The sequence below is a fragment of the Pseudomonadota bacterium genome, assembly GCA_023229365.1.
GTDB lineage: Bacteria > Myxococcota_A > Polyangia > JAAYKL01 > JAAYKL01 > JALNZK01.
The window spans coordinates 1-20,232 of record JALNZK010000097.1 but is presented as its reverse complement, the minus strand read 5'-3'; the positions used below and the strand labels follow the sequence as shown (position 1 = coordinate 20,232).

Below are 20,232 nucleotides of genomic sequence, written 5' to 3'. Positions count from 1 at the left end.
ACAGGCTTTTTCATAGAAGGGCAGATGAGCCGCCAAGCGCGAGAACTCACCCGCCCAATCCGCACAAACGAAGGGAGTCACCCCTCCGTCGTAACGGCAGCGGAGTTCGCGCTTGGCTTTGTTCTGGGCCGTCCGTCTGCTCTCTCCGTCGCGGTTGACAAGTCCGCCGAGCCCGTTGCCGGGCCGGAGCAAGCGTCCGTTCAGCTCAAGATCATTATGCTCGCGGGACGGAAAAGCGACAAGAAGGCAAACGGTAGGAGCGGTAGAGGGCTACTTGCTCAAGCAGTCGGACCGAAGAAGCTATCATCCCCCGTAGACGACCGACCACGCCGCGCCGTCGTAGTGAAGAATGAGCGCGCCACCGTCCAGTTCGCCGACGACATACACATCGTCGGGAGTCGCGCCCCACACGCCGTGGAGCTGCGCACCGGCGGTCGGAACGTCCTGCAAACCCCACACCGCGCCACTCTTGTTCAGGATCACGCCATCGCCGACCGCGATCTGCTCGGCCTCGCTCCAGCCGAAGACACCGTCGAGCCGCGCGGAGGTCGGCGTGTCCTCGTAGTCCCACGCCGTGTCGCCGCGCCTGAGGACGGCTCCGCCGTCACCGACGGCCCAGACGTTCGCCGCGTCGAGCGCCCAGACGCCGTGGAGGCTTGGCTCCGGGATCTCCTCGGTCCACCAGTCGGTACCATCCGACGCAATTGCAATCACCTCATCGAGGTTGCTTGCACCGACGGCGAACACGTGCCCATCCGCGGTGCCGGTCATGTCCTCGAAATCGGGTTGTCCGTCAGTTTCCGTCATCAAGTCGTGGCCCCAAATGCTGCTCCACGCTTCACCGTCGAAGCGGTACACGGCGGTCACACAAACCCCAGGTTCCATGGGTACGCAGTTGTTGGTGATGCCGAGGACATCGTCGATACCGGAAACCCAAACCGCTCGGAGACCGTTGATACACACACCGCAGGTGGTGTCGCTCCACACCGCGCCGTCGTATCGCACGACCCGAAAGTCTTCCCAGCCGTTCACGACGTAGACGGAGTTCCAAGCGCTGCCGTGGATGTCGCCCGCGTTGAACCCTTCGGGCAGTGGCACGAGTTCCCACGTGGAGCCCGAGCCGTGCAGCAACGTCTGCCCTTCGCCGCCCGCGTACACGTCATCGGCAGAGGAACCCCACACGGAGAGCAGAACTCCGGCGACTTCCGGTGTTGACCAAGGCACGGTGTCGGAGTCGGTGTCGCTATCGGAATCGCTATCCGTGTCCGTGTCGCTGTCCGCATCTGTGTCGGTGTCGGCATCAGGCCCGGCGTCGTCAACAAGTTTTGGATCGCCCGTGCAGGCGACGATACTTGCAACAAACACCATGATGACTATCTTCACACGACGCCAGCACGGTAGTAAAAACATGGCTTGTCCCCTCTTCCTCCTATTTGACCCACGAATAAGCAAATCTCGGCGCGACAAGACGCGGGAACCAGAGTTCCGACGGCGACTCGTTGAAGTGCTCTAATTCTCGCGAGTTGCAGACAGAATATCCAGCCAATGACATTTGGGAAAACCTTCGGCGGCTGAGCCGTTGGAATATTCCAGTACTCCTGTTTGGGCTGTATGGGGAGCAACAAACCACCCGTAATGTTTGAGTATTAGTGGCTCTTAGGACATTGCTTCGCAGTAGGTTGCCAGATGGGTTTCCAATGCTGGACAGCCCTCGCCATCCCACATTTGGTGTCACATCAGGGACGGAACTCTGGGGAACCAGACGGACGAGTCGCGAGTATTGCGGGAAATGCCGCAAGGACCGTGATCTTCGCAAGCGACAGTTGAGAGAAGTTACGAACAACTACTTCGCCCCATCCGGCAGGTCGAACATGTAGATAGCGTCACCCGGTCCGGCCTTATACATGTGAACGAAAATCTTATCTCCCCATATACGCGGCGTAGTCTTCGAGCGACTAGGTACGTTGGTGATCTGGAATTCGGTGCTCGTGTCGAGGTTGTAGCCCCAGATCTCGACGCCCGACATGCTGTTCTGATCATTGGGATTGGCGCTCGCCCGGTAGTCCGCCCAGATGACAATGTTTTCGTACACGTCCGGGAACGCTGCGATCCACTCGCCGCTCGTGATCTGTGTCGTCTCGTGCGTGCTCAGATCGTACATGAACACGGCCGAGTGTGCCCAACTCGTCATCGGCGTGCCGCCGTCGCCGAACCGAAGATCCTGGTACACGACGCGGTTGCCTTGAATTCTGGGGTTGAACTGGACCTGATCGTCGTTGGTTATGTCGAACTGCGTAGAAGTGGAGAAATCGTATGCTTGAATGTGATACCCGTCGAACTCCTTGTACCAGACTACGACATCGCCCCACATGCTGTTGTGCGAGCCGTAGAAGTGCGGCGCGACCTCCTGGTACGTTTCCGGTGCATCCATGTCAAAGGCGCACAAGGGCCAGAAGTCTCCGACTACACAGCCCCCCATCGACACAATACGTGTACCGTAAATGTCGATATACTCTGCGGGGTGAAGGGTTTCATCGCCATCTTTGTTAAGATGGAAAATGAGCTTCTGCTTCTCTTCTTCCAAATCCGCACAAATGACATCGTGACGTCCGTCCCAACTGTTGGCCGTTTTTGCGTAACATATTGTCTTTTCGTAAATAGTTGCCGGAAAGAAAACAAAAGTTGTTGTTTCCGTGTCATATGGACTTGGAATGGTAAGTTGTCGATTACTACTATAATTTACGACTTTAACGTTGTTGTTGCTAGGATCACCATCATCATATGCAAGAAGGTTTCCCCACACATCCCACTCCAACACGTCGACGGAGTCGCCAAACGTCAGCTGCTTGCATCCTTCCACGCCGCAGTCGCCCGCGTCGGGTAGATCCTCCCAAACCCATGGACCGGCGTCGGCCACGAATCCGTCGGGCAGAGTGTCGGTATCGGTATCAGTGTCGGTATCGGTGTCTGTATCCGTATCCGTGTCTGTGTCCGTGTCGGTATCTGTGTCGGTGCCGGTACCACCATCAATACCCGAATCCGTCGTGTGACCGTCGCCCGAGCATGACGAGCAAGCCGAGAGTGACAGACCGAGCAAGAACAAAATGAATGATGGGCTGCGCGTCACGGCGCAGCCTCCCAGACCTCGTACGCGTTCGCGCATCCGGGAGACAACCGCTCGGCGACTCCGTCCCGCACGATACGACCGTCCACCCAGTCGCGTAGGTCGTGCGGCCCGCGCTTCAGGAGCCCCTCCGCCGCGTCCTCAACAGTCTGCGTGCCCAGGAGCCCGTTCAGGTAGGTCCACGCCCCGTCGACCCGCATCCTGGGATACAGGAGGCCGGAAAGCGCGACCTGGTTTTTCGCGGTCGGCGCGTACGGGTTCCCGCCGATCTCGAAACGCCGCAACTTGGTCGGTGTGAGCACCATCAGCTTTTCGTTTGTCGTATTCACGTCCACGCCGATTGCCAGGGCGCCGAGCGACATGCGTTTCACCTCGAACAGTGCTCCGTTCTCATCGAGCGCTGCGACCGTGATCCCAGCTCCGTCCGCGAGGTACACTACGCCGCCGAGCCTAGCCAGATTGAGTACCGCCACGCGCCCAGGCAGATAGCCGGTCGGCGTGAGCCCGCCGTCGGACGTCGCCCGAAACACGTGCACACCGCTCAGCGCGGCCACGAGCACGAAGTCGCCCACTACCGCCACGTCGGTTCCGAAGTCCGGCCCGCCGCACCACCAGCACGTGCCGGGCACCGTGAGTGCTTCGCGTGCCAAGGGTTCCAAACCGTTCGCCGCGTCGAGCGGGTCGAAAGAAAGCAACTCGGTGTCGGTGAGCACGTATGTGTACCCATCGTTGCCGGGAGCAAGGTCGACGACCCACTGCCAATCGTCGGGGCTCCACGACGCGACCTCGTTCATCTGCGCCGGTTCCCTGGCGCCGCACGCTAGTTCATCCGACACCCCGGGTTCGGCACACGTCATGCGCCCGACATCCGCGTACCAGAGATTATCCGCGCGGCACAAACGCGTGGTTCCCGCTTCCTTGTCGCCATCGCCGTCACAGTCGATTGCCACGCCTTCCTCATCCGCGAGCCGCGAGACGTCCCCTTCCCATTCCCCGCCTTCGGTAAGCACAAACGAACTATTCCCGTCATCATCGGCCAATCCGTGCACGGCGATGCCGCCGCCCGGTCCGGTCACGATATACGAGGGCTGCCCGGCCAACGGGCACGTCCGGCCCGTGCAGTCAGGCTTCACCACTGACCACGCATCGGATTCGATGTCGTAGCGCCACAGGTCGTTGTGCGCCGTGCCGCGCGTGTCAACGCCGCCGAAGACGAGCAGACGCCCAGCGTGCACCTCCATGAAGGCAAGCGCCAGATTGGTCCGCACACCCGGTCCAGACCCGAGGTCGGCGATCGTCTCGCGTTCAAGTGTGCGGAAATCGACTTTGTACACCGCGCTGTTTGGACCGTTCGCGGTGCGGCCACCTGCCACGAATAGCTGTCCGGAGGTCTGCACAGCTTCGTGATCCGCGAGCCCGAGAAAATCGCTATCGAGCAGTTTCCAAGTGCCGCGTCCGAGGTCGTATGCCCAAAGATCCGAGAGGATCCCGTTGTTCGCTCCCTCCCCGCCGAACAGGAGCAGTCGGCCGTTTCGCTCGTCAAACACCATCGCCGCGCCGGACCTCGGCGGCGGGATCTCGCCCGATTGCGGCGTTGCGTCCTGCCACGCGAAGAACGGCTGCCCGTTTTGGTCGAGCCCGCCGAACCTGCCGATCCACAGCCGCTCTGCCTTAGCTCCGTTCGCGAGCGCGCCTCCGAACACCGCAAGCCCGTAGCTGACTGTCTGGCTCGCGCTCTGTGCCTGCGCCTGCTCCTGTGTCTGCCCGTGGGCGACGACCCCGAACCGAGCGGATGCGAACCCGAGCGTCTCGGGCACCGAGCCGGACGTCGTGCCGGTCGAGTAGGCCGATGCCCGCATATCCAGGCCGCGACCGTCGATAATCTGCACCACGAGCCCGCCCAGGGCCGAGTTCGGTCCTGCCAAGCCCGCAGGGTATGCATAGAATCCAGCTTCGGATGTTGCCTCGACGGGAATCGCCATCAGGCCAAGCCGCTCGTTCCGAACCTCGGGTAGTGCCGCTGAGATGGCTGGATCATCGATTGCCTCCGGCCAACGTGGTAGATCAATCCATTTCTGGTAACCGGGGAATGACGGATGTGGGATGCCTCGGATGCTGCCACGCGACGATCCGGAATCGAGCTGGAAAGTCGCATAGTTGTTACCTCTCTCCCATTCCACTCCATCCATGTCGTCAATCGGTCCGCTCGTTCTCACCCAGAGGTATCCCTTCGTCTTGTTGGTTACCAATGTTTCAGCGTTGTCCATCGGCACTTGCTGTGGTCCTGGGACAGACCCGATGAGTGAATCGTTCTCCTGCCACCATAGCTCTTTGTCCCAATCCCATTGAGTCGTCTTGGCGCTGATGTCTCCCGTGGCCGGATTTACATAGTCCACTTTCTGTGGCGTGCAGTGCATAGTATAATAGTCTGTGCCCACTGCGTCGTCCGAATCCCAAACACTCCAATACCCGCCACTTATCGTATTCGATCTCGCACATGTTATTGATGGATAATACGCATATGGCTTCTCGCCCAGAGGCGGAAAGACCATAGGAGGGGGAGGGACATATATATCGTATTTATAGCTCGTCAGGTGCCAACCCGAATGTGCGAAATCCAACTCCTGGGCGCCAAGTATGTTCTTGGGGCAGTTCTCTTCTTCGCAGTCATCAAGGTTCTCCCAGTTCTCGCAGCTACACCATCTGAGTTGAACTTCATCGGGCTGGAAATCATCCGCCGGATAACAATGCGATTCGTCTATATTATAAACAGCACCACGAGCACACGTTTTAACATCAATTTCACTTGTAGTCATACCAAACTGACTTTTTATCATAAAAAAGGAATTTTTTATCGATAATCCAGGGCCGACCGGTTCCCATGTGTCAACTACGTCGATTCCGCAGAAATCTGCGCATCGATCCCTGTCACAAGCATCTCCCATGCTATCCCCATCGCAATTTTCCTGCCCTGGATTATAAGTGACTATACAATTGTCAACATTATCTAAAACTCCATCATGATCCAGGTCGTCACAATCGTCTCCGGTCGGGCAGTCGTCCTGCAAGTTGGGGACGCCGTCATCATCACAATCATTATTCACGAGGGGATCGAAGCCCGGACATATTTGAACCCCATACTCGGCCATGTGATCATACGGGTCTAAAAAGGTCTTCAAACCAACCGCATCGGGATCTTCTGAGATGAAGGTGTGTTCCTCGTCGTACCACGCAGCCGAAAAACGTCCATAACTTACAGGTACAATTTCTTCCAACTCGCAACTCTCCTCCAAACCGTTGCTCGCTGAGGTTCCTATCATTAGACCGTCCTCATTCAATAGAGGAGATCCCGATGACCCTTTTTCAATACGTCCATAATTGAAATTGGCACTGACCCGGAGATTACTATGGGACGAACCGTCCGTGCTGATGCTGATACGCTTTTCCCTAACTTTTGCATGATGTATACCGACAGCAACATCAGCATTTGATGCCGAATCGTCGATGTTGAAACCGAGAAAATAGGGACTAAAACAATCAATGTGATGCGTGGAAGGATCTAGTTTCAATAGAATAGCATCCAACGTGTAATCGCTGTAACTGTATTCCCATTCAATTAATGAAAAGGCACGGGGTCCTGTGACGAAGTACCGCCCATCGCCGACTTCTCGGTCATCGCCTTCTGTGTGATGATAGTTTCTACAAGAACTGTTCTCGTAGTTCCAATATACTTGCACGGAATCAAGTCCGTCTTGAAACGGCACATCTTTCACATCTTCACAAATACGAAAACAATGACTCGCGGTCATAAAAAAGAGATCTGTGGAAAAATCGGCATTATTCATTAGGCTGCCGGAGCAGTTGCATAACCCGTTTGCAATATCCAGCTGTCCAACAGCTCTTTTTATAGAAGACCAGTCCACGCCATCCGGTAGAACGGATTGAATTTCATCATCACTATCTATACATGCCGTGTCCACGTTGCAGACTAGAGAACCCGGGCAATCAGGCCAGCAATAGTCACACTCTGTAAAAATGGCGGGTTCATAACCATGTTGAACTGTCATTACCTGAAAATGGATACTAGATTTCTCAACTGCTGAAACCGTCAACTCTAGCACAATCTCAGGGCCAAATACCTTTGGAACCCAGAACCGACCAGATTCATTTGTGCTGATGGCTGTATACGGGCCGCGAATGTCTCGACCATCTGGTGAGGAAGCAACGAGAGAAGCGCTTGGCGGTAGAAAAAAGTCGGCGAGAGTTGCAGCAACAGAAACTGCTCCTTCGGAATATATCCGCAACCGCCAGAGATAGTTTCCATCGGGAAGCAACTCCCAAGTTCCGTCAGAGACGGTGTCAAATGACACCTCGACAGGTTCTGCGGTCTGCGGAAGATAGTACTCACTATTTGAAGCAAGTTCCGCCGCCCTGTCCCGTTCTATAAGAGCTTGATTGTCGATGTAAGGCATTGCGATACGATCAACAGAAGAAAGTGACTGCCTCGCAGCGGCAGTCGTTGCAAGGGTTGAAACCGTCGCCATGAGCAGGATCGTAAATAGAACACGTTTCAAGAACGTATTTGGCATTCGGTCAATTCGCATGGAATCCCCCCTCATTGCGCGAGTAACAACCCGCACGGAACGTTGGAGTGAAGTACAGTGCCTATAATCGATCGCGGGCGCTGTTTCTGCACATTCTTCATTAGCTTTTCTCGTCCCCGGCCCCCGAATTACTACGTTACATGAAAGACTTCACGCACCTGGGCACTCTGTCCATCGGGTTGTCACATAAAGTATCCCCTGGAAACGCCCCCTTCGAAGTAACGTGTACTATTAGTGTCGGTCACCCTCGCAGGTTGTGAAAAGAAAAACTGAACGACTAAACATTTTTGTTAGTAACATTCTTTGTCAGGCTAATTTGTCAAAGAAATGCGGTGGTTGAAAAAGCTTGACAGAGGTAAAGATAGCAGAGCTATCATAGAGAGCAAGGGCGGAATAAAGAGAAGGAGAAATGCCGATGCAGCACTTGGTTCGTTCCCCCGAGGCCCTAGTCTTGGCGCTCGACAGTTACGTGGATAACAAGCGGTTTAAGAGCCGGAACCAGCTCATCAACATCATTCTCGCCGACTGGCTCGCCAGAACGAGCCGACCGATCGACGAGTACGCCAGTGTTCGCGAGCTGGAGCAGTACTCCGAGGCCGAGAGCTGGGCGCGGCCGTACTGGGAGCAGTACAAGCGCAACCTCCTCGGGGAGCAGTACGACCAGGCCGCCGAACAGGGCGTCGATACCCTGGACGGCAAGTGGGAAGACCAACGCCGCTGGGAGGAACTGGAGCTGCGCACGCAGGAGGAGGAGCGCCAAGCCAAGCTCGAAGCAGAGATCACGGCGCGCGTCACCGCCCAGGTGACGGCAAGCGTAACCGAGAAGATGAAGGCCGATCTTCTCGCCACGCTGCGAGAGGAGCTGGGCGCGATCGCAAAGGGAACGGAGGGCGAGAAATGATCTCGACCGCGAAGACACCCGACCGCGATCGCGATCCGTTGGCGAAGACCGGCGGTGCGAGGCACCTCCGCGCGGCGATGGCTGTGGACGTCACCACCGTTCACCGTGGGTTTGCCCACACGCACCATGGGTTTCCCTGGGCTTTCGTGGACAAAGTCTCCGGTTTTGACCCGTCGTTGAGCCTGGAAAGTGCCGGTCCAAACCCGCGAATAAGCCGTGAAAAACCCGGCAGAAAAATACGTCCGATTCGGAACGAGCCGACCGTTTGCCCACGGAACGAGACGGTTCGGCACTCCGATCGCCGAGCCGATCGCGCGCCGGGCTTCGGCCCGCGCACGGAGAAAATTATGACCCAAGAAAACGGAACAGAAACCGAACGCGCGCCAGAGAAAGCGGAGAGTGCACGGCGTGAAACCGACGTTGAAGACGACAGCCGGGAGGAGGTCGTTCGCGCGGAAGATCTGCCTCCCGTGGCGACGGTCGCGGAGATCGCGCGGTTCCTACGCGTGCGTCAGAACCTCGTCTACTCCATGCACCGGCGCGGCGAGATCCCGGGCGGACAGCGGCTCGGGAGGGCGATCCGGTTTTCGACGAAGGTCGTCGTCGAGTGGCTGAACAGCGGAGAGCCGCGCCGTTCGAGACGCAAACACTAGGAAGATGCTCACGCTCCCACAGAACGTGATATCTTGGCCGTGGGTAACGGCTCCGTCTCACACTCGGAGGTTTTCATGAGTGTGAGAAAAGTGAAGCGCCGATATCCGGGGGCTGACGGGATGCACGCATACTGGATGGTCGATGTCGTGTACGAGCCCTTGGTCGGCGAGCCTGTGCGCGTGCGTCGAAAGGCGCCTGTGCAGACCAGGGCCGGGGCGTTGCGGTACGAGCGCGAGGTCAGAGCCACGCTCGCGAGCGGCGCCGTCGGCGGAAAGGAGGAGAAAAAGGAAGTCCCGACGTTGGAGAAGTTCTCGGGCGAGTTCGTCGACAACTACGCGGTCGCGAACAACCGTCCGAGCGAGGTGGCGTCCAAGCGGATGATCCTGAAGACGCACCTCGTGCCCGAGCTGGGGCCTCTCCGGCTGGACGAGATCGGACCGAGGCAGGTGGAGCAGTACAAGGCGAAGAAGCTCGGCGACGACTACGAGGCGACCACGGTGAATCATCACCTGAAGGTGCTGGGTCGGCTTCTCGTCGTTGCGGCCGAGTGGAAGATCATCGACCACGCGCCTCGGATCACGCGGCTCAGGGAGCCGCCCTTGGAGTTCGATTTCCTCGATTTCGAAGAAGCGGATCGGTTGCTCGAAGCGTGTCGGCTCGGGTTCCCCGAGCAGTTCGCGCTCTTGCACACGGTGCTCAAGACCGGGATGCGGACCGGGGAGTTTCTGGCGTTGCGCTGGCCGAACGTCGACCTCGTCGCCGGTCGCGTCCGCGTGTGTGAGAACTTCGTGCGGGGCGAGGTGCTTTCGCCGAAGAGCAACAAGGCGCGGGTCATCGAGATCGGGGACGACGCGGTGGCGGTGCTGAAGGAGCACCGGCACCTTCGGAGCGACATCGTGTTCTGCGCGCCGGACGGAACGATGCTGACGCGGGACCACATCAGGCGACCGCTCGAACGGATCTGCGACAAGGCGGGGCTACGGCACGTCACGTGGCGCGACCTGCGGCACACGTTCGCGAGCCACCTCGTGATGTTGGGAGCGCCGATCAAGACGGTGCAGGAGATGTTGGGGCACGCGGACATCAAGATGACGATGCGCTACGCGCACCTGAGCCCGGTGGCGCGACGAGAGGCCGCGAAGCTGCTGGACCGTGGGAGTTACGGCAGCATGGCGGCAGCGAGGGAGGAGCGTGCTTCGATCTGATTGGTTTTCCTGGTCAAAACAGGCGCGGCCCGCGGCCCTCGTGGCCGCGGTGCGTGGGCAGCGAGAGCAGTGCAGGGAAAAGACGGTCCAGTTGGTATCTCTAAGGCCCAATTATGGGGCAGGGGGCTCAGCCGCAGCAGACGCCCTTGTTCTTGGAGAAGTAGGAATTGATGATCGCGTTGGCGCAGCCGACGCCGGTCTGGACCGAAATCGCCCCGTCGGCGCAGTTGCGGGCGCAGGCGCCGCACTCGATGCACGCGTCGCGCTCGGATATCACCGCCTTCTTGTCCGCGAACGCCCAGACGCCGCGCGGGCAGACGGTCGCGCACATCCGGCAACCCGTGCACTTCTCCGGATCGAGCCTCAAGGTGACCACGTCCGCGAGGTAGACGAGCTTCGATCCCGCGCGCTCGGTCATGACAGCAACCTCCCGGCGAGCCAGAGCCCGAGGCCCGCGACCGCCCCGGCGATCTCGATGGGAACGGCGAAGCGCATTTCCCTTTTCACGCCGGAGAGCGACGTGTAGGTCGTCGCGCCCGTGAAGTTGAGCGCCAGGAAGGCGGCACCGGCCATGGCGATCAGGCCGAGCCCCGAGAGCTCGAGCGCGAGGGGGACGCCGGCTCCGCCGTCGAGCAGGAGCCACGCCGCGATTGCGGACGGGGCGAAGGCGAGGAGACCGGCGATCGCCCCCTTCAGCGAGAACGCGCGGCCCGGGAGCCAGGGGAGGAGGATCGGCGTCGCGACGGCTCCCGCGAGCAGGATGACGACGGCCGCGAGCGCCGCGATCGGTCCGTGTGACGCCATCTCCGAGAGGTAGCCGCCGGCCCCGCCGAGCCCGGACAGGAGGACGAGCGCCGCGGCGAGGGCGGCGACCCACTTGAGCGCCGGGACGAGCTCCATGGGCACGAGGACGGCGCGCTCCGCGAGCTCGAACGACTTGCTGCGCATGGCCGGGGTCGCGCGGCAGCCGGCGTCCAGGTACGCCGGGAGATCCTCGGAGCGCACCGGCCCGAACACCGCCTTGAACCCGGTCGCGGCCTCGACCTCGCGCGCGGTAACGCCCGGGGCGCTGAGCTGCGGCAGGATCACGCGCCTTTGGGCCACGATCTCCACGAGGTGCGTCTCGGCGATGCGGCGCGTGACCTCCGTGGCCGAGAACGTCCCCTTGCCCGCGGCGCACCAGACGTTGATGCCGTGGGTGTCGACGACGAGCAGGAACGCGCTGCGGCCGGCGAGGCTCGCGCGGAGCGCGTCGAAGGAGAGCTTGTAGTTGGCGGAGACGAGCACCGGGGAGTCTACGCCCGGCGAGCCCACGGCGTAGAGCCCGGGCTCGACGAGGTAGTCCATGCGGCCGATCCCCCAGCGGACCTTTGCGCCGCCGCGACGGTCCGCGGCGCTCAGGGTGGATAGGACGCGCAGGATCGGCCCGCCGGGCGTCTCGAATGCGCCTTCGACGAACGGCTGGGCCAGAGGGTCGCGGCCCGCACGGGGCCGGGTCACGGGGCCTCAGCAGGGCGCGGCGGCCGCGGGACCGCACGACGGGCCGCACGCGGGACGGATCTCGCCCAGCGACTCGATCGCGGGGGGCTTCACAGCGGTTTCCTCGCTTCCGACTTCATGAGGTTCTTCTAGCACCGTCCGGATTCGCTCGCAAAAGGAGGGGGATCACTCGCCGCCCATGACGTCGGTGTAGTAGACCATCGCGCCGCTGTCGCAGTCCGGAGATATCCCGTACGGGCCGTTGGTTCGACCAGTCATTTCAACGCGCACACCAGGTAATGAGTGCACGACTATCGAGCGCATCGAATTCCGAGAAACACGAACCATTTCTCAATTTCGGACCTCCCCCTTTCTGCGACTTCAAAGTACGTTGAACTCCCCTCGATGAATGAGGCTCCTCGAATGATGCGCTCATCTGTAGGGCTCGGGCAACCCGTAGTCCACGCACTACCGTCGACAGGGGCGGCATCGTAGTTCGGGTGGTAGCAGTCCTGAACCCACTCGTGCACGTTCCCTGCCATGTCGCACAGCCCCTGCTCGGTGTTGCCGGAGGGCTTGCTGCACACGTCCCACGTGCGCTCCTCGTCGCAGCCGGGCATTCCCATCGCATCGTTCATGACGCAGAGATCGCATGACGGCTCCTCCTCGCCCCACGGGTAGGTCACGTTCTGACCCTGGCTGCGCGCCGCGTACTCCCACTCCGCCTCGCTCGGAAGCCGTCCGCCGGCCCACGTGCAGAAATCGACCGCCTGCTGCCAGTTGACGCAGTTGATCGGGCGGTCGTCCTCTTCCTGCAAGTCCCAGTTGCAGTTCTCGAGGCTCGCCCACGGATCGTCCGTGTCGGGCTCGTAGCCCGGCGGCTGCGGCTCGGTGCAGGCGCCTTCGAGAAAACAGCAGCGGTATTCGGCCGCTGTCACCTCTGTGCGCGTCATTTCGAATGAAGGTACAGTCACCTCATGTATGGGGAGGCGATCTCCTGACATCGTGTCTTCAGGTCCCCCCATCATGAAGACACCACCTTCGACTACGACCCATTCGACCTCGACGCAAGTCTCGGTATCGGTGTCCGTGTCGGTATCTGAATCCGAATCGGTATCGATGTCGGAATCGGAATCCGTGTCGTTGTCGGAGTCCGAATCCGCATCGCTAGCGTCCGGTCCGAAAACGGAAGGATTGTCACTGCACGAGAGCGCAAGCAGGAGGAGTGAGAGGAGGAGGATGGAGTCGGTTCGCATCATCTACTCCTCCTCTTCCGGGAAGAACTCGTAGGCGCCCATGTCGGGCAGCGAGTCGCGATACTCGCCGTCGAGGTCCGTTAGGGGCGCTGCCGCTGGATTCGCTGTGTCGATGCAGGGGGAGTCCCATTCCAAGTGGTAGGTACCTGACCCGAAGTCGGGGTCATCGGCGGGGTCGTCTCCCAGATTTCCCGCGAACCCCTCGCACCCGGCGCCGCCCATGACGTCGGTGTAGTAGACGATCGCGCCGCTGTCGCAGTCCGGAGATATCTCGTACGGGCCGTTGGTCCAGAGGATGGAGTTGTAGACGACCGGCGGGGCGCCGGAAGTCGACTCCGCGTACCAGGATACGCCACCGGTCCAGTTGTCGGCGATCGTGCAGTTGACGAGGCTGACCTTGGGTGTGCCCGAGAGCGTGACCGCCGCGATCGCGCCGCCCGTCTGGGATCCGGTGGAGTTGTTGTCGAACAGGCTGTTCTCGACCGTCGTGTACTCGGAATAGACATACTGCCCGAAGAACGCCGCCGTGGCGCCTCCGAATCCGCCGTTGTTCGTATCCCACCAACGGCTCGCAACGTTGTCGTTGAACGTGCACGCCTCAATCGATGGCGCGCCCATCCCATCGACGGTCTGCCCGATCGACACGGCGCCGCCGGCGTACGCGTGGTTGCCGATGAAGGTCGAATCGACGATCTCTGCCGGAGAGTTCTGGTTGTGGATTGCCCCACCATAGTAGTACTTGGCGTAGTTGTCGGCGAAAGTGCAGCCGTCGACGGTCGGTCCGTCGCCGCTCCAGGGCGCCCATCCCCAGTTGAAGATCGCGCCGCCCGCGAACGCGGCGTTGGGTTGATTGAAGCCGGGATCGTTGTGCGATGTCTTGAAAGTGCAACTGACGACGTCGGGCGCCGCGAAGACGTTCGCCATCGCGCCGCCCCACCACGCGATGTTGTCGTAGAAGGTGCAGTTCGCGATCTTCGGCGAGGAGAAGACGTTGACCATGCCGCCGCCCCAGCGGTCGAGTCCGGGATCGCCGTTTGCTCTTCCGCCCAGCACGTGGAAGCCGTCGAGCGTGGACGGGTTGGTGATGGGTGCGGTCACGACATGGTGGACGCGCGCCGTGGGTGTCGGACCATCCGCACCGATGATCCGAGTGACGTTCCACTCCCAGTTCCGATCGTCGCGCGAGCCCTCCCAACCGTAGCTATCGGGAGGAGTACCGCCCGAAAAGCCGCCGTATACGTGCACGCCGGCCTTCATCTGGATCGTGTTCGACGGGTCGTCATCGTAAACGTAGTAATCGCCGCGAGCGACCCAGACCTCGCAGTAGCCTGGCCCTCCGCTTGGGCCGATGATCTCTGCTTCGGCCGCGTCGATGCCCTCCTGGAGGTCGGCGATAGCGGTTTCCCACGTCTCACCATCTCCGGCCATCTCAGGCGGAATGTTCACGTTCACGTGCTTGACGCAGGGACTGCAGCCGTAACGCAGTAGAAGTACCTGGGGCGTCGGAGTTTCCGCGGTTTCGGTCCCGGCCGTAGGCGTGACCGATTCTGGCTCGTCGAGGATTGGTTCGAGAACGTAATCATGGAAAGTTTCCTCGAGCGACGGATTGGCGTCGACTAGGCAATCGGGTGGGATATCGCCTTCCTCATTGAGGCGCATCAGCAACGGATCTTTGTCCATGAAAGGCGCGTTCGAGTAGAACCCACCGACGATCAGCCCGCCGCCCGGAGTGCCGGTCACACTGCGTGCCCAGGCGAATTCGTTGTCTCCAATCTCTCCCGAGTTCAGCTCGTGCTGCCATTCGATTTCCAATGAAGGCTGGCCGAGGCCGTCTACGTATTCTCTCGCTTTCAATATGAGTAAATCCTCATGAATCCAAGGACCAGGAGGTGGTGAACGCCCATCTCCAACGATGGAAAAGGCGCCGTCCGGGCTCTGGACCACACCGAATGCGGAGACAGATTCTCCATCGTCACCGTAACCCAATAACTTGGTCCACCGTTCCGATCCGTCCGCCGGATTGAGCCGTGTCAGAACCATGTTGAGGTCCCATCCGCCATCCAGAAACCAGAACGAACCGACTGCGAGGTAGCCATCGGGGTACCCCTCGGAATCTCTGACTTCGATAACGTCTTGGAAATCTACGTGACCGTTCACGGGAGATATCGTCGATGAAAGCGTGGACTGCCATTGAGGCGTGCCGTCGGGGGAGAGCTTGAAAACAATTCCATCTCCATTCGCGGAATATCGTCGCGTAGTGCCAGCCACAATGTAGCCCCCGTCGGAAGTCGCGGAGATCGCCATTGCCTCATCGGTTTCGTCGTCTCCTTCTCCGAAAACTTCGATCCAGGATAAGCCGCACGGGTTGAAGGCTGTCCGTAAGGTTTTCGCGACGAAGACTGCAGATCCACCAGGTTCTGTTACGCTGCCTGCGAAAACGAACTGCCCGTCGCCTGTTGGGACCACGGCGTTGGCAATACTCAAGCCAGGATACTCGCACTGCCATGAGACGTCCCCGGTGTCGGGTTTGATCTCCATCAGCCATGCGCCGTTTCTGAATCCGGCCACGGCGAGGCTCTGCAGAAGTCCGGCCTCGTCGACCACCGGTGAGATGGCCTGTGCCAGCGTGCTTAATCCGTACAGGTTCGACCAGAGGTAGTCGCCGCCCGGATCGATGAGCGCGACCCATGCCTGGGTCGAGTCATCCTCGCTGAAGGAGTTGGAGTGGCCGGCGATGGCGATCGCCTTGCCGAGCGTCGGCTCGTCGACCCAGGCGACCGATTCGACTACGTCGTTCTGGCTAGCGGAGTAGGCGTTCACCCACTGAGCTTCAGCAGACTCCGGATGGAAGAAGAACAGCCCGAAAAGGAGAATCCCCCCCCGAATCATTCTCGAGCCGATCCTTGTGATCTCCAGCTGCGAATTCGGCATGGTGACACCCCCATCGTGAAGCGGACGTTGAGGTGTTCAGACTACCACACCATCAAACGAATGCGCCGCAAGAAATCGCTGGCGATCCGGGGCGCGGATGCGGCAAGCTCCGGCGCATGGACACAGGCAGGAAGATCCGCTTCGGCGTCGTCGGCTGCGGCCGCATCGGCTCGCGGCACGCGGCGCACATCCGGGACAACCCCCGCGCCGAGCTCGCGACCGTGTGCGACGTCCGCGGCGAGAGGGCGAAGGCGTTCGCGTCCGAGTACGGCGGCACGGCCTGCCTCGCGCTCGAGGAGCTGCTCGCGATCCCGCTGGACATCGTCTCGATCTGCACGCCGAGCGGGATGCACGCCGAGATGTCGATCGCGGCGCTCGCGGCCGGGGTCAACGTGCTCTGCGAGAAGCCGATGGCGCTCAACGTCGCGGACTGCGATCGGGTGATCGCGGCCGAGCGGGCGAGCGGCCGGCGCTTCTTCCTCGTCAAGCAGAACCGCTTCAACGCCCCGGTTCGGGCGCTCAAGGACGCTATGTTCCACGAGCGGCTCGGCCGCATCACGCTCGTCGGCGCGGACGTGCTGTGGAACCGCAACCGCGCCTACTACGAGAAGGACGCCTGGAAGGGCACCATGGCCGAGGACGGCGGCGCGCTCATGACCCAGTGCAGCCACTTCCTCGACCTCATGCTCTGGATCGGCGGCCCGGCATCGTCCGTGAGCGCGCGCATGACGAACCTCGCCCACGACTACATCGAGACCGAGGACACGGGGCTCGTCGAGATCGCCTTCGCGAGCGGCGCGCTCGGCGTCCTCAAGTACACGACCTGCACCTACCGGCAGAGCGTCGAGGGCTCGCTGATCGTGGTCGGGACGGACGGCACGGTCAAGATCGGCGGCCAGTACCTGAACGCCCTCGAGCACTGGGACGTGCGCGACCTCCCGCGCCCCGCGGGCGCCGACGAGGCGCCGCTCCTGCCGGGCGCCGACGGGACGTACAAGGGCTCGCAGTCGCGCCACGGCGACGTCATCGAGAACGCGATCGCGGTGCTGCTCGACGGGCAGGAGATCAAGACCAACAGCGCGCAGGGCCGGGAGTCGGTCGAGGTGATGCAGGCGGCGTACGTGTCCGCGCTGGCGCGGCGCGAGGTGCGGCTGCCGTTGACAGGCCCGGACGCGGCCTTCAAGCTGAACGAGCAGCCGCCCTTGACCGGCCGGCCGAAGAGCGTGTGACGTGGAGCAGAACATCCAGGACTGCGAGATCGGAGAGGGCACGAGGATCTGGCACTACGTGAACCTCTACGGGTGCCGGATCGGGCGCAACTGCAACATCGGCTCGTTCGTCGAGATCCAGAAGGGCGTCGTCATCGGGGACAACGTGATCGTCTCCTCCCACACGACGCTGTGCACCCTCGTCGAGGTCGAGGACGACGTGTTCATCGGGCACGGCGTCGTCACGGTCAACGACCTCTTCCCCCCGTCGCGCAGGCGCACCGGCACGGACGCCGCTTGGAAGAAGACCGTCATCAAGCGGGGCGCGTCGATCGGATCGAACGCGACGCTCCTCCCGGTCGTCATCGGGGAGGGCGCGACCGTCGGCGCGGGCGCCGTCGTGACGAAGGACGTGCCGCCCGGCGCGGTCGTCGCCGGGAACCCGGCGCGCGAGGTGCGGCGGCCATGAGGATCCCGCTCGTCGACCTCGTCGCGGGCTACGAGTCGATCCGCGGGGAGATCGATCGCGCGATCGCCGAGACGCTCGGCAGCGCCTCCTTCATCATGGGCCCGACGGTGGCCGAGTTCGAGCGCTCCTTCGCGGCGTGGATCGGCGCGGCGCGCGCGGTCGGCGTCGCCAACGGCACCGAGGCGGTCCGGCTCGCGGCGTCCGCCTGCGGCGTCGGGCCGGGCGACGAGGTGATCACGGTCGCCAACACCTTCATCGCGACCGCGGAGGCGATCACCGCGTGCGGCGCGACGCCCGTGTTCGCCGACATCGACGAGGCGACGCACGTCATCGATCCCGCCGACCTCGAGCGGCGCGTGACCCCGCGCACGAAGGCGATCGTCTGCGTGCACCTGTACGGCCACGCGTGCGACATGGACCCGATCCTCGAGATCGCGCGGCGCAGGGACCTCGTCGTCATCGAGGACTGTGCGCAGTGCCACGGCGGGAAGTACAAGGGGCGGACGCTCGGGACGATCGGGCGGATCGGTTGCTTCTCGATGTTCCCGGCCAAGATCCTCGGGGCGTTCGGCGACGCCGGGGCGGTCGTCACGGACGACGCGGCGCTCGCGGACTCGATCGCGCGGACGCGGGATCACGGGCGGATCTCGAAGCACGAGAGCGCCTCGGTCGGCTGCAACGCGCGGCTCGACGCGCTCCAGGCAAAGATCCTCACGGTCAAGCTCGCGCACGTCGACGGGTGGATCGCGGCGCGCCGGCGCATCGCGGCCTCCTACGACGCGGCGCTCGCGGGGCTCGTCGGCACGCCGCAGGTGCGCGACTGGGCGTTCCACCCGTTCTACATGTACGTCGTCCGCGCGGTCCGGCGCGACGCGCTCCAGGCGCACCTCGAGGCCGAGGGGATCGGCTGCGGCATCCACTACCCGATCCCGCTGCACCTGCAGCGCGCGTACGCGCACCTCGGCGTCCGGCGCGGCTCCCTGCCGCGGACCGAGCGCGCGGCGGACGAGGTGCTCTCCCTGCCGCTCTACCCGGAGCTCACGGCGCAGCAGCAGGCGTCCGTCGTCGCGGCGATCGCGGAGTTCGTCCGTGCCGAAGGCTGAGAAGAAGGCCGCGCGCGCGGTGGACGTCAGCGTCATCGTGCCGACGTACGACGAGGAGCGCTTCGTCGGCCGGTGCCTGCGCTCCCTCGCCGCCTCGCGCACCGAGCTCGCCTTCGAGGTGCTCGTACTGGACGGGATGTCGAAGGACGGCACGCGCCGCGAGGTGGAGGCGGTGCGCGCCGAGCTGCGGGGCAGGGCGGGCGGACCGGAGATCCGGCTGCTCGACAACCCGGAGCGCCGCACGCCGTTCGCCTTCAACCGCGGGCTCGACGCCGCCCGGGGCGCGTACGTCGTCATCCTCGGCGCGCACAGCGAGGTGAGCGAGACGTGGCTCCAGGCGAGCTACGACGCCATCACGGGCGCGCCCGACGACGTGATGCTCGCGGGCGGCAAGATCGTCAACGCGCTGCCTGAGGGCGGGGAGGGGGACAGGTTCGCCGAGGCGATCGGCTACGTGATCGGCACCTTCTGGGGCGGCGGCGTCTCCCAGTACCGCTACTCCTCGAAGCGTCAGTTCGTCGACACCGTGATGTTCGGGATCTACAGGCGCGAGGTGTTCGACGCGGTCGGGAAGTTCGACACCGAGTACCTGATCGGCCAGGACGGCGAGCTGAGCGAGCGGATCCGCAAGGCCGGCTACCGCATCCTGTTCGACCCGTCGATCGAGTCGACCTACTTCGCGCGGCGCAGCTGGCGCAAGCTCGCCAGGCAGATGTGGAGCTACGGCGTCGCGCGCTCCCGGATGATGATCCAGCATAGGCGCTTCAGGGCCGTGCACCTCGCGCCGCTCGCCTTCGCGGGGTACCTCGCCTGCCTGCCGGGGCTCGTGTGCGTCTGCCCCCTGAACGCCGCGCCGCTGGGCGCGTACGCGATCGCGACCGCCGCCTACAGCCTCGGCCACCCGTCGACCTTCGCGCACAACGCGATCTGTTACGCGACGATCCACACGGTGTTCGGCTTCGGGATGATCGCGGGGCTCCTGCCGACGAGCGGGAAGCGTTAGTCGATCCGGACCTGTCCGACGATGTCCGCGGGGCGGATGTCCCGAGCGGTGAAGTACTCCTCCATCGCGTCGATGATCTCGATGCACGTCAGCGGGTTCGAGGTGCTCGCGGTGCCCACCTGGATCGCGGACGCCCCGGCGAGCATGAGCTCCAGCGCGTCGCGCAGGCACGTCACGCCGCCGATGCCGATGATCGGGATCGCGGGGACCGCGCGGTGCACCTCGTAGATCAGCCGGACCGCGAGGGGGCGGATCGCCGGGCCGGACATCCCGCCCATCACGGCGCCGAGCCTCG

Annotated in this window: 15 protein-coding genes; 7 read left to right on the top strand and 8 right to left on the bottom strand. The window is 62.2% G+C overall.

What is annotated here, in order from left to right; genetic code table 11:
• Positions 1-303: 303 nt before the first annotated feature.
• The 3 genes from M0R80_24385 to M0R80_24375 all read right to left on the bottom strand — a co-directional run bounded on the left by M0R80_24385 (position 304) and on the right by M0R80_24375 (position 7,728).
• A complete protein-coding gene (locus M0R80_24385; protein MCK9462772.1) occupies positions 304-1,383 on the bottom strand; it encodes a hypothetical protein in 1,080 nt (359 codons plus the stop codon).
• A 460-nt stretch (positions 1,384-1,843) separates the two neighbouring features.
• Positions 1,844-3,127 carry a hypothetical protein gene (locus M0R80_24380; protein ID MCK9462771.1) on the bottom strand — a complete coding sequence of 428 codons (1,284 nt, stop codon included), beginning with the start codon at positions 3,125-3,127 and terminating at the stop codon, positions 1,844-1,846.
• Complete coding sequence (locus tag M0R80_24375) at positions 3,124-7,728, bottom strand: kelch motif-containing protein (GenBank protein ID MCK9462770.1); 4,605 nt, start codon at positions 7,726-7,728, stop codon at positions 3,124-3,126. Before M0R80_24375 ends, M0R80_24380 begins: the two co-directional genes overlap by 4 nt.
• 415 nt (positions 7,729-8,143) lie before the next feature.
• Here M0R80_24375 and M0R80_24370 point away from each other — a divergent pair, with 415 nt between their 5' ends.
• The 3 genes from M0R80_24370 to M0R80_24360 all read left to right on the top strand — a co-directional run bounded on the left by M0R80_24370 (position 8,144) and on the right by M0R80_24360 (position 10,488).
• Positions 8,144-8,629, top strand: coding sequence for a hypothetical protein (locus M0R80_24370; protein ID MCK9462769.1), 486 nt, complete (start codon positions 8,144-8,146; stop codon positions 8,627-8,629).
• Complete coding sequence (locus M0R80_24365) at positions 8,626-9,282, top strand: helix-turn-helix domain-containing protein (GenBank protein MCK9462768.1); 657 nt, start codon at positions 8,626-8,628, stop codon at positions 9,280-9,282. Before M0R80_24370 ends, M0R80_24365 begins: the two co-directional genes overlap by 4 nt.
• A gap of 75 nt (positions 9,283-9,357) precedes the next feature.
• Positions 9,358-10,488: a site-specific integrase gene (locus M0R80_24360; protein ID MCK9462767.1), complete on the top strand. Its 1,131-nt coding sequence runs from the start codon at positions 9,358-9,360 to the stop codon at positions 10,486-10,488.
• A 127-nt stretch (positions 10,489-10,615) separates the two neighbouring features.
• Here the strand turns inward: M0R80_24360 and M0R80_24355 are convergent, their stop codons facing one another.
• From M0R80_24355 to M0R80_24340, 4 genes are all read right to left on the bottom strand, one after another.
• Entirely contained in the window at positions 10,616-10,906 is a 291-nt protein-coding gene (locus M0R80_24355) for a 4Fe-4S binding protein (GenBank protein MCK9462766.1), read from the bottom strand.
• Positions 10,903-11,988, bottom strand: a complete 1,086-nt coding sequence (locus tag M0R80_24350; protein MCK9462765.1) for an acetyl-CoA synthase subunit gamma — start codon at positions 11,986-11,988, stop codon at positions 10,903-10,905. Before M0R80_24350 ends, M0R80_24355 begins: the two co-directional genes overlap by 4 nt.
• 290 nt (positions 11,989-12,278) lie before the next feature.
• Positions 12,279-13,226 (bottom strand): formylglycine-generating enzyme family protein, encoded by a 948-nt coding sequence (locus tag M0R80_24345; protein ID MCK9462764.1) that lies wholly within the window; start codon positions 13,224-13,226, stop codon positions 12,279-12,281.
• On the bottom strand, positions 13,227-16,154 hold the full coding sequence (locus M0R80_24340) for a hypothetical protein (protein ID MCK9462763.1): 2,928 nt from the start codon (positions 16,152-16,154) through the stop codon (positions 13,227-13,229).
• A 116-nt stretch (positions 16,155-16,270) separates the two neighbouring features.
• Between M0R80_24340 and M0R80_24335 the strand changes: the two genes are divergently transcribed.
• From M0R80_24335 to M0R80_24320, 4 genes are read left to right on the top strand one after another with little or no spacing between them, the layout of a single operon-like run.
• The gene (locus tag M0R80_24335; protein MCK9462762.1) at positions 16,271-17,383 is read left to right on the top strand and encodes a Gfo/Idh/MocA family oxidoreductase; all 1,113 of its coding nucleotides are present in this window, start codon (positions 16,271-16,273) and stop codon (positions 17,381-17,383) included.
• A 1-nt stretch (position 17,384) separates the two neighbouring features.
• The gene (locus M0R80_24330; protein MCK9462761.1) at positions 17,385-17,831 is read left to right on the top strand and encodes an N-acetyltransferase; all 447 of its coding nucleotides are present in this window, start codon (positions 17,385-17,387) and stop codon (positions 17,829-17,831) included.
• On the top strand, positions 17,828-18,934 hold the full coding sequence (locus tag M0R80_24325) for a DegT/DnrJ/EryC1/StrS family aminotransferase (protein MCK9462760.1): 1,107 nt from the start codon (positions 17,828-17,830) through the stop codon (positions 18,932-18,934). Before M0R80_24330 ends, M0R80_24325 begins: the two co-directional genes overlap by 4 nt.
• Complete coding sequence (locus M0R80_24320) at positions 18,921-19,937, top strand: glycosyltransferase (protein MCK9462759.1); 1,017 nt, start codon at positions 18,921-18,923, stop codon at positions 19,935-19,937. Before M0R80_24325 ends, M0R80_24320 begins: the two co-directional genes overlap by 14 nt.
• Here M0R80_24320 and M0R80_24315 read toward each other — a convergent pair.
• The coding region (locus M0R80_24315; GenBank protein MCK9462758.1) for a dihydroorotate dehydrogenase at positions 19,934-20,232 on the bottom strand (299 nt) is incomplete at its 5' end. The two genes, M0R80_24320 and M0R80_24315, sit on opposite strands and share 4 nt — an antisense overlap.

What these genes read in the sequence shown, in the direction of transcription:
- M0R80_24375 (MCK9462770.1), bottom strand. Translation starts at nt 7,728, where the DNA reads ATGCGAATTGACCGAATGCCAAATACGTTCTTGAAACGTGTTCTATTT.
- M0R80_24370 (MCK9462769.1), top strand. Translation starts at nt 8,144, where the DNA reads ATGCAGCACTTGGTTCGTTCCCCCGAGGCCCTAGTCTTGGCGCTCGAC.
- M0R80_24365 (MCK9462768.1), top strand. Translation starts at nt 8,626, where the DNA reads ATGATCTCGACCGCGAAGACACCCGACCGCGATCGCGATCCGTTGGCG.
- M0R80_24360 (MCK9462767.1), top strand. Translation starts at nt 9,358, where the DNA reads ATGAGTGTGAGAAAAGTGAAGCGCCGATATCCGGGGGCTGACGGGATG.
- M0R80_24355 (MCK9462766.1), bottom strand. Translation starts at nt 10,906, where the DNA reads ATGACCGAGCGCGCGGGATCGAAGCTCGTCTACCTCGCGGACGTGGTC.
- M0R80_24345 (MCK9462764.1), bottom strand. Translation starts at nt 13,226, where the DNA reads ATGATGCGAACCGACTCCATCCTCCTCCTCTCACTCCTCCTGCTTGCG.
- M0R80_24340 (MCK9462763.1), bottom strand. Translation starts at nt 16,154, where the DNA reads ATGCCGAATTCGCAGCTGGAGATCACAAGGATCGGCTCGAGAATGATT.
- M0R80_24335 (MCK9462762.1), top strand. Translation starts at nt 16,271, where the DNA reads ATGGACACAGGCAGGAAGATCCGCTTCGGCGTCGTCGGCTGCGGCCGC.
- M0R80_24325 (MCK9462760.1), top strand. Translation starts at nt 17,828, where the DNA reads ATGAGGATCCCGCTCGTCGACCTCGTCGCGGGCTACGAGTCGATCCGC.